The 1,585-nt window shown below is 65.9% G+C and carries 1 protein-coding gene; it reads right to left on the bottom strand.

Annotated elements, in window-relative coordinates; all coding sequences use genetic code 11:
• Positions 1-125: 125 nt before the first annotated feature.
• Positions 126-1,469, bottom strand: coding sequence for an IS4 family transposase (locus tag C8261_RS17055; protein WP_107494924.1), 1,344 nt, complete (start codon positions 1,467-1,469; stop codon positions 126-128).
• Between the last annotated feature and the right edge of the window lie 116 nt (positions 1,470-1,585).

The following is a 1,585-nucleotide window of genomic DNA, read 5'->3' as shown; positions in this document are numbered from 1 at the left end:
TTTTGCGCCTCGAACGCGTCCTTTTTGGCCGAGTTCGGCAAATTCTGGCCGAGCGCCACCGCGGCGCCGGCCGGCGCACCACCGTCTCAGGTGGCCGGGCTTACACGCATGTCCTTATACACAACTCACGCCGCTTCATCGCGTAGCGCCTGTATGGTGACGGCGGCGTCCATGACGCGCTGCAAGCCCAGCCAGATGGTCTTGACGCCCGGCTCGCCGTCGCCCTTGCGCGCCAGGAAACCGCCCAGGGTGGCGATCAGACGCAGCACTTCGTTGATGGTGGGCGGCGTTTCGGGCGGTTTCTTCTTCGTGAGCAGATATGCGCCACGGATCTCGTCGGGGTCGAAGAAGAGCGTGGCGTCCAGCTCGGGGCAGGTTCGGCCGGTGCGCATCAGATGCGCGATGCGCCAGGCGACCACCATGAACAATGCCAAGGCGCGCTCCAGCCGCTCGACGGCGGACAGTTGCAGGGCTTCGATCCGGCAGCCGTTCTTGACCACGTGAAAGAAAGTCTCGATTTCCCAGCGCGCCCGATACCAGTCGATCAACTCGACCACGTCGGCCGCCGTCGGTGCCTCCCGATTGGTGAGCAGCCGCCACTCGACGGCCTTGGTGCCGGCCGGCGCGCCGATCTCGCGTGCCACGATGCAGGTGACCGAGACCGTGCCAGCCTTGCCCGCCGGCAGGCTGACCCGGCGGGCCCACAGTTGCTGGCGTACCTCGCGCGCCTTCTGGCCGTGGCGCGAGCCCATCGTGAACACGATCTCGCCCAGCGGCTCGCCCGCGCAGGTGTGCGACCACAGCTTCGCGCCCTCGGGCAGGCAACGGTTGTGCTTGGCCCGCACCAGCCAGTCGGCCGGCGTGCCCAGCGTCTGGGCGCGCAGCATCATTTCCATCAGATCCGCTTCGCGGTCGGCAACATACACCAGGCGGGTGTCCGCCATCACCATGGCCAACTCCGCCATCCGCTCGTAGCCTTCGGTCCAGCGCGCGCTCTCCTTGATGCTGGCGCGCTCGGCGGGCGCATCGGCCTCGTCGCGTGCCCACATCCACGCATCGAGCACGCCCAAAGGCTCGCGCTCGGGCGTCACCGCATAGGTCGGGTGCAGGTACATGCCGCGGCGCGCCTCGTAGTTCAGCCGCCCCAGACCCGCGATGCCCTGCCCGTTAAAGTCCAGCTCGGTCGTGTCCTGCAAGCACAGCACCACCCGATGGGCCCGCATGCGCTCGCGGGTACGCTCCCAATGCGGCGCCAGAATCGCCTGCCAGTCGACCTCCTCATTGCCCAAAAAACGGTACGCGGCAATCGTCTCGCCCCAGCCCCGACACGCCATCGGAATGCTTGCCGTCGGCTTGGCCGACAACCGTTCCATCAGCACCTTCGCCCGCTTGTTCAGCCGCTCGTCGCCCAGCGCCATCCCCGAAAACTCCTCCGCCACCCAACTCTTCGTTGCCAACCGGTCACCCAAATTGGAAGAGTAGACGCGTTTGTTGGAGGGTTTACAAGCACTTCCTGTAAGTCGTTGAAGGTCAACGACTATTTCAGCGGGCGCGCCGAAGGTTCAGAGATGTGTATAACGAGATG

The sequence above is a fragment of the Pseudothauera lacus genome, assembly GCF_003034845.1.
GTDB lineage: Bacteria > Pseudomonadota > Gammaproteobacteria > Burkholderiales > Rhodocyclaceae > Pseudothauera > Pseudothauera lacus.
This window is presented reverse-complemented; position numbering and strand designations above follow the sequence as displayed.